The organism is Zarconia navalis LEGE 11467, from assembly GCF_015207075.1.
GTDB lineage: Bacteria > Cyanobacteriota > Cyanobacteriia > Cyanobacteriales > Geitlerinemataceae > Zarconia > Zarconia navalis.
Genome location: NZ_JADEXN010000214.1, coordinates 1 through 8,142, shown reverse-complemented (window position 1 = coordinate 8,142; position 8,142 = coordinate 1). Strand labels below are relative to the sequence as shown.

Here is an 8,142-nt window from a genome sequence, read left to right as displayed (position 1 = left end):
CTTCAGGAGCGGTCTCTTCGACGGTGTCGGGTGAGGTGGGGGCTGTATTAGTGGAGTCTTCCGCCTCCCCTTGGGCTTCAGGAGCGGTCTCTTCGATGGTGTCGGGTGAGGTGGGGGCTGTATTGGTGGAGTCTTCTGCCTCCCCTTGGGCTTCAGGAGCGGTCTCGCGTTCTTCGTCTGTTTCGGATGGGTCTGAATTGCGAGTGCTGCGACCTAAAGTTGAAGAACTGGTTTCCGATACCGATATATCGCTCCGGGAGGTTCTAATCTCTAGACCCGATTGCGTCTGCGTGGTGGAAGCGTTTGTGATAGAAGTATCGATATCTAGATTCGAGGCAGTGGTTTCCTCACTCACTTTGAGGTCGGTAGCGATCGACGATTCGACGAGATTGTTGTCGAGACTACTCTCCGAATCCGGTTCTGATGGTGGCTCTGATTCTGGTGTGGGTGTGGAGTCCGGTTCTGATGGTGGCTCTGATTCTGGTGTGGGTGTGGAGTCCGGTTCTGATGGTGGCTCTGATTCTGGTGTGGGTGTGGAGTCCGGTTCTGATACCGGCTCTGGTTCTGGTGTGGGTGTGGAGTCCGGTTCTGATACCGGCTCTGGTTCTGGTGCGGGTGTGGAGTCCGGTTCTGGCTCTTCTCCTAGTCCGCGTGTCGGCCGAGGTCCGATTTCCGGGTCAGTTTCCGGGTCGGGCTTTGGATCGGGCTTCGGCTCTGGAATGGGTTCCGGCTCTGGAATGGGTTCGGGTTCCGGCTCCGGCTCCGGTTCTGGAATGGGTTCCGGTTCCGGCTCTGGCTCCGGCTCCGGTTCTGGAATGGGTTCGGGTTCCGGTTCCGGCTCTGGCTCTGACCCGATCGTGATGGTAATACCACCTTGGGTTACGGACTCCGTTCCTTCGATAACAGTATCGGTGCCGTTAGTAATTGCGCCCGCCGTATCCAGGGTGCTACCGACTTCAATCTCGATCGAACCCCCCTTTTCTCCCACAGAAGAGATGCTAGCATCCTCATCATTAGTGGCCAGAAACGTACCGGTTGCTTGCAAAGATCCGCTGGTAAAAATATCGATCGCCCCCCCCTGACGACCACCTTGGCTATTGAGGGTACTCAGAAAGATATTGTTGCCCGCATTCAGGCCGATCGCCCCTCCAGTCCCAGTACTACTGGAGTCAAGAGCGCCGAAAAGTCTAAGATTAGTCCCTGCAGTGAGATCGATCGCCCCTCCAGAGCTGGAGATGGAGTCCGGTTCTCCGAGCGCACGAGTAAGAATGTCACCCCGGAGCCAGATCGCACCTCGAGTCGCGCGCGCAGTCAGGTTCCCACCATTGCCAGCCACGCCACTCTCACTCGAAGAATACGTTCGGATGTCTCGGCCGACAAAAATATTACCGTTTTCGGTGGACAGATCGATGTCTCCCCCATTCTGGGCATTTAGGTTTCCTAGTTGTTGGGAAAAGCTGCTTAGCTCCCCTAGGGCAATATCGTCGATCGCACTTAGCTCAATTTTCCCACCATCACTTTGGCTGCTGGCATTGAGAGTCCCCAGACTATCCAACGGACCCACATTAATGCTTCCATTGAAAGCTTGAAGGATAATATCGCCTCCCGGACCCGAACCGATCCCGGATGTATCGATGTTACCAACGTTGATGTTAGCTCCAGAGATAGATACATTACGTCCTCGGGCTGCGATCGAAAGCCTTAAATCCATCGAGAAATTACCCATACCGTCGTTATCGGCATCGGCGACAAAGGAAATTGCCCCTCCCTCTGGTGCGAACTCCAACGAAACCCCAGGAGCGAGGGTGATATCGTTAGTTGCTTCTAGAACGACATTTCCTTCTTGCTCTTCGAGGTTTCGAGCATCTAGGGTAATTTCCTCATCGGAAAAGTCATCTTCTAGAATATCGGGTAAGGCATTGTCGGGCGTTTCCGAATCATCGGGGGCTGTTGGAGTCTGTGGCTCCTCCATGGGGATCGAGGCTGGGGGATCTGGATCGATTTCCCCCTCGATAATGGTGATGTTGGCCGGATCGAGGAGTAGAGTTCCTGCATCTCCCAGCTCTGCTCCCACATCTACCGCTCCCTCAAAGAATAGAGTTTGCTGACCGGAGATTTCGACAAAACCACCATCTCCGCCGTTTGCTCCTCCTCGGGCACTAATCTCACCGTAAAATCCCGTGACTTCGTTGGCCCAGAGATTCACGGTTCCCCCATCTCCGAGACCGATCGCATCGGCCAGAAGCACTGAGTTTGCATCAACGAGGGTACGAGAGGCGTTGGGGAGGGTCCCGTTACCATGTAGGTCGCCCCCAAGGAAGATCGTACCGCCACCACCGATGGCCGAAGCATCGATCGTCGCGCCCAAGACGCCGACTCGATCGCCGAGCAGTTGTACCGAGGGGGAAACAGTGACTTCAGACATCGGATCGTCCGCCGATACATCCAAAGTTCCCGAGACGATCGCGTCCCCAGTTTGCGGGTCGATTTGCATTCCAGACCCCATCAAACTCACCGTGCCGTCAGCAGCAACTTCGATTCGGCTGGTATCGACATCGGACGCACCTCCGGTGAGCAGTTCCGGTAATTCTAAGGGAGTAAAAGGCAAAACAGTAGATTGGGCTGCTGTTGGCACTTCCAAATTCAGGAGACTGCCTTCGGCACTCAGACGCACCAAATTATTGCCCTCTACGGCGGCGACGCTAATGTTTCCCCCAGTTCCCCGCAGGGTTCCCGTATTGAAAACCGTGCCGCCAAACAATCTCAAATTGCGACCGGCTGCGACTTCGAGCGTTCCTTCATTAACGATCGCTGCGGGGGCGAAGGTCGAAGCGTCTGGAGTGGTGGCAATAAAAGCAAATCCGCTGGGATCGCCCACCAAACTCGCCCAATCGTTGGCTCCGATGACATTGAGCCATCCGCCGTCCTCGAATTCGATCCCCGTTGCGGTGGTGGCGGTGAAGTCCCCTGAGACGTTCAGGGTGGCATTGGGCCCAAATACCAATCCCGCCGGGTTAATGAGAAATAGGTTGGCATTGCTGCCGCTGACTTGAATTAAACCGTCAACGATCGACGGGTCACCTCCGGTGATGCGACCTAAAATATTTTGAATGTCGGGGGTCGACAAAAAGTTGGCGCTTTGTCCGGCCTCGAGTCCGAAGCGATCGAAGCTGTGAAACAAGTTCGCACCGTCATCAGACCGCCGCCCTCCGTCGATATCGAAGCGATCTCCGTCGGGAATCACCATGGTTCCCGCTCCATCTGAATTGGGCACGATCGATTGTCCTTGAGCTGGAGAGAGGGCAACTAGCCCCGCAAAAGGAAGGAGGCTCCAACCCCATTTAAGAGATCCGATCGAAAATTGCATGGGTAGCCTGTTTCTGATGAATGAATAGTTAACGATAGATTGAAGAACTGAGTCTATTACCGATGCTGACCTATTCCCAACTAGATTGGCTCGATGAGGGCAATTCCCATGGCAAAAAGGCTTTTAACGGAAAAACCGGACACATCGAGCAAATATACTAACAGCTACTACCGATCGGTTGATGACAAAATTTTGTTTAACAGAGTTATGAAAAAATCGACAAATACTAAAGACGGCTCTTTGAACTTTTACCATAGAATGACCTTATTTTACTGTTTTTATGATGAAAATTAAATCTTTAGGGTCGTTTCGATCGCATTTAGTTCTGGAGATCGAGAGATACTCAACGAGTACCTGCGATCTATTGTCCTGTCTGCTAACACGATGTCTTCCCAAAAGTGGTGGTGGCGATACCGAGACTCCACACTTGTTAGTGTCACCGACTGGAGTTTAGACATACTAGAGATCTTACAAAAAGGGGTAGCCCCGTGAGAACTACCCCTAGATATATTTAAGAGCGAGGAACGATCGTCCGATCGGATTACAGGATAAAGGCGATGTCGGCTTCGCTAATGAGGGATGAATCGACACCTTGCAGAGTAATGGATGCACCACCCGCTTGGATTTGGGTGTCTGCATCGATTTGGGTAATTGTCAAGTCCGCAAAGGTGAAGCCGGCTTCTAGGCCGATGATATCTATACCATCCTGGAAGTCGGTGATGATATCGTTGCCATCGTTGGAGAGGAAGTCGAAACGATCGCCCCCGGCACCACCGGTGAGCAAGTCGTCGCTCAGGTTGCCTGCGAGTACGTCGTTTCCGTCGCCACCAATTAGAGTGTCGTTTCCTTTGCCACCTAAGAGGTAATCGTCACCGACACCGCCATCAAGGAGGTCGGTGCCGACATTTCCGAAAATTACATCGTTGCCTGCGCCACCGGTAATACTGTCATCGCCGAGGTTGCCGACAAGAGCATCGTCACCTTCACCACCATCAATAACGTCGCTACCTTGACCGCCAAAGACTACGTCGGCACCTAAACCACCTTGAATAAAGTCGGTTCCGGCATTACCAAATATAATGTCGTCGCCTTGACCGCCTTCAATAATGTCATTTCCGGTGCCAGCGCTGATAATGTCTTTGCCATCTCCACCATTTACCGCATCGTCACCTTCACCGGCAAATACCAAGTCGGCACCGTTGCTTGCATCAATGACGTCGTTTCCAGCACCGCCATCAATGTCGTCGTCACCAATACCACCATCAATGGCATCGTCACCGCCACCACCCTCGATCGCATCGTCGCCAGCACCACCATCGATCGCATCGCTGGTTTCGCCACCGGAGAGAATATTGCTAGAGTCATCACCGGGAACGGCATTTTCCGTAGTAGGTGCTTCAGGGAAATCGGGGAATTGAAGTTCCGTGGAGCCATCGGTACCGCCATCGGTGCCACCATCGCCGCCCACAGTCAAGTTCCCCGTAGCATTGACAGCAAGATCGTTCGGAGTTGCTGCAGTATCCGCAATACCAGAATTGTTCGCTGTCAGCGTGAGGACATAAGCACCATCGGCAGCCGTCACCGTGGAGAGGTCGATGTTGTATGTCGTTGCATCAACAGCCGTCACAGCCAAAGCATTGATATTAATGACGTTGCCATCTTGGGTGAAGGCAAAGTCATTAATATCAACTCCGGTGACATCTTCATCAAAGACGATGGTGGCTACACCCCCTTCAGCGATCGCGATCGTTGCTGTGGGGGCGGTGATATCAGGTCCAGCGACAGTCAGGTTGCCTGTAGCATCGGCAGCAAGATCGTTCGGAGTTGCTGCAGTATCTTGAATGAGTGAAGTCGCTGCATTCAGAGTGAGAGCATAAGCACCATCGGCAGTCGTCACCGTGGAGAGATCGATGGTGTATGTGGTGGCATTGACCTCAGTGACAGTCAGACCGCTGATATCGACTCCAGTGCCATTTTGAGTGAAGCCAAAGTCAGAAATATCGACTCCGGTGACATCTTCATCGAAAGTGATGGTGGCTAAACCTCCATCGGCGATCGCGATCGTTGCGGTGGGTGGTGTCATGTCGTTCTCGACGACAATCTCGGTACCAGTGAAGGCGATGGTATCAATTTGAAAGGCTTTGTTTGCTGTCGATCCAACAATTCGGAAAAATACTCGATCTCGATCGTCGATCGCGTCAATATTGCTTAAATCAATTGTGTAATCAGCGAAACCTGGCTGTGCCGGAATTCCAATATCTTCAACTAAGGTGAAGTCTGTTCCATTAAGACTGTATTGAAAGTCTTGGGTTGCTGGACCTTGTGCACCTCGCTGTGCGTTGAGAGCGACTTGTATATCTTCGTGACCAGACAAATCGACCTCAAACTGAAGGTAGTCCGTAGCCTCAGCGTTCCAACCTTCTGCTCTCCAAAGATTATTATTCTGCTGAATATTAGCAGTAAGTCCAGCACCAGCCGAGGCCAAAGCATTAGCGTTGTTTGGGTTGCCACCATCAGCGGTTAGATTATTATCTTCAAAATTCCAAACAGCGAGATCAACCATGATTGTTTCCTTCCTTCTCGTTTAGTTAGGTTTGTTGTTGTTTGATGAAATTGGGAAGTTATCCCAAAAACCGATCGAATGATTCGATCGAATGGGTAGATTGTGAGCCATCTCAACCCAACACCCGGTTATTTTTAATGAGTGTTAGATAAAAGCTCGATTTATATCCTTTAGTACGGATAGTTTTGGCAACCTTCGGGAGAATTCTTGCAAGAACTTACAAAATATTGCGATCGAATTTAACCCAAAATTTGCATGATAAATGATGCGGCTTGTGTACCACTCGTGCATCAAATTTTGCATCGCAAGCTGGCAAAATTTGCCTCAGTCTCGATCTAAAACTAGGTTCGATTATCAAATAGCTCACTGGTGAAAAAAAGACAGAAGAGGAATACGAAATTTATCCACACGAAGTAACAAGATTGACTGAAATAATATTCAATTCTTGTATCTTCCTCTGTCTGTTAAATTTCCAACACGTTGTCGGCATGGAGGAATTCGAGCTATTTGTTCGAGACCCGATCGCACAGGGCGATCGCTTCGATTTGACTGCAACTTGTTCCCAGGGCGATCGTCTTTCGCTACCGTATCGATAAAGACGATCGGGATGCACTAAAAACTTAATTTCCTAGAGTTAATCTTTCTAGGGGGTGGACGATCTGTGGCGATCGATACCACAATAGACGTAAGTGTAAGGTCGAGATTATTCTGCATTGCGCGGAGTCCGATAAAAGTACAGACTGATGCACCGCGATTTTCAATTCAATCGAACTCTAAATCTTCCAATTAAATTTCGATTGAGGTAAGCTGTTTTGCTTGTTATCTATTAGAACTCATTCTAGAGTAAATGATATCCGCCAAATGGCCTATATACAAATAAAGATTGAACGAAGTAATATTGGCAAATTTTAACTTAAAGTAAAGAGATAGACCGTAAAAATACGGTTTGACTTCGTCCCATACCGAATAAATACGCAAACTAAGTCACTTCAAATCGAACTTCTTGCGTGTTTATTTTGAACCGTTACTACGATGCTCGGCGATCGAGCTGATTTTCATCGAAAATGGGAACTTCTACATTCCCCATTCGTCTGCGCAAAGTTCGAGCTTTATTCGATGTCTAGTAGAAATTATCGCGGTTTTGGTCAAAGGTAGACCCCAGTCATCATCAATAGGGTAGGGTCGGCGCGGAGCTGTTGGGCTTGAGCTAAAATTAAGAAATATTTCAAAAATCTTGAGAAAACTCAATGGCCGCCAATATTGAAGTTTACACTTGGACCTATTGCCCGTTTTGCATTCGAGCAAAAGCATTACTCGATCGCAAAGGAGTCGAGTATATCGAGTACGTCATTGATGGTGACGAAGACGCACGGGATAAAATGTCCGAACGAGCTAATGGCAAGCGCAGCCTCCCGCAAATTTTCATCGACGATCTGCACGTTGGCGGCTGCGACGACTTGTACGCCCTAGAGGATCGGGGTAAACTCGATCCGCTGCTATAAAAAGCGATCGGTCAAAAGCTTCGGCTCGATCGAGTTTCCCTCAAAGCCGCACGAGAGCGACTCATAAGTCCTTAATTTTTGAAATAGTCTGGTTCGTTTCCCGGCTTCCACTTGATATTGCAACCGATGCTCGGTTTCTGGGCGTTGGGGTCGATTTCCTGGTCTGCGAGCAGTAAGTCGATCGCCGCTCGTAAATCCCGTCCGTTGGCGGGTCGATCGTTTCCCGGTCGGCTATCATCAAGTTGTCCTCGATAAACTAATCGCCGTCGATCGTCAAATAAAAAGAAGTCAGGCGTGCAGGCTGCCGTGTAAGCTTTTGCCGTCTCCTGGCTTTCGTCGTAACAAATGGGAAAGGTAAAGCCACCATCAACGGCCATCTTCTTCAAGCCATCGGGAGCATCGTCGGGATATTTATCCGCATCGTTGGCGCTAATAGCCACTATCCCTAGTTCCGAGTCCGCGTAGTCTTTCCCTAAGCTTGCTAGTTGTTGTCCAATGTGTTGTACGAAAGGACAGTGCTGACAGATAAACATGACTAACAGTCCCTTTTTCGAGGCAAATGAAGCCAAAGAAAGGGTACGATCGGAGACTGCATCCGGAAGTTGGAAATCCGGTGCGGTCGTACCAAGTTGCAACATCGTTGAAGGCGTGAGTACCATTAGGAGTTTAGATAGATAGCCGATAAGGTCTTGCTGAGTACTCATCTTAAG

5 protein-coding genes are annotated in these 8,142 nt (G+C 50.2%); 2 read left to right on the top strand and 3 right to left on the bottom strand.

Annotated features, from left to right (window positions below):
* Together IQ235_RS12445 and IQ235_RS12440 are read right to left on the bottom strand one after the other, a co-directional pair.
* Positions 1–3,367, bottom strand: a 3,367-nt coding sequence (locus IQ235_RS12445) for a two-partner secretion domain-containing protein (RefSeq protein WP_264321779.1), incomplete at its 3' end; no start/stop codon positions are given.
* Positions 3,368–3,908: 541 nt separating this feature from the next.
* Positions 3,909–5,930, bottom strand: coding sequence for a calcium-binding protein (locus IQ235_RS12440; RefSeq protein ID WP_264321778.1), 2,022 nt, complete (start codon positions 5,928–5,930; stop codon positions 3,909–3,911).
* 422 nt (positions 5,931–6,352) lie between these two features.
* On the opposite strand from IQ235_RS12440, the gene IQ235_RS12435 reads away from it, so the two are divergent.
* Both IQ235_RS12435 and grxC read left to right on the top strand, forming a co-directional pair.
* Complete coding sequence (locus IQ235_RS12435) at positions 6,353–6,526, top strand: hypothetical protein (protein WP_264321777.1); 174 nt, start codon at positions 6,353–6,355, stop codon at positions 6,524–6,526.
* Between the two features lie 651 nt (positions 6,527–7,177).
* Positions 7,178–7,432, top strand: a complete 255-nt coding sequence (grxC, locus tag IQ235_RS12430) for a glutaredoxin 3 (protein ID WP_264321776.1) — start codon at positions 7,178–7,180, stop codon at positions 7,430–7,432.
* Positions 7,433–7,503: 71 nt separating this feature from the next.
* On the opposite strand, the gene IQ235_RS12425 is transcribed toward grxC, so the two are convergent.
* Positions 7,504–8,142, bottom strand: a 639-nt coding sequence (locus IQ235_RS12425) for a thioredoxin family protein (RefSeq protein WP_319592585.1), incomplete at its 5' end; no start/stop codon positions are given.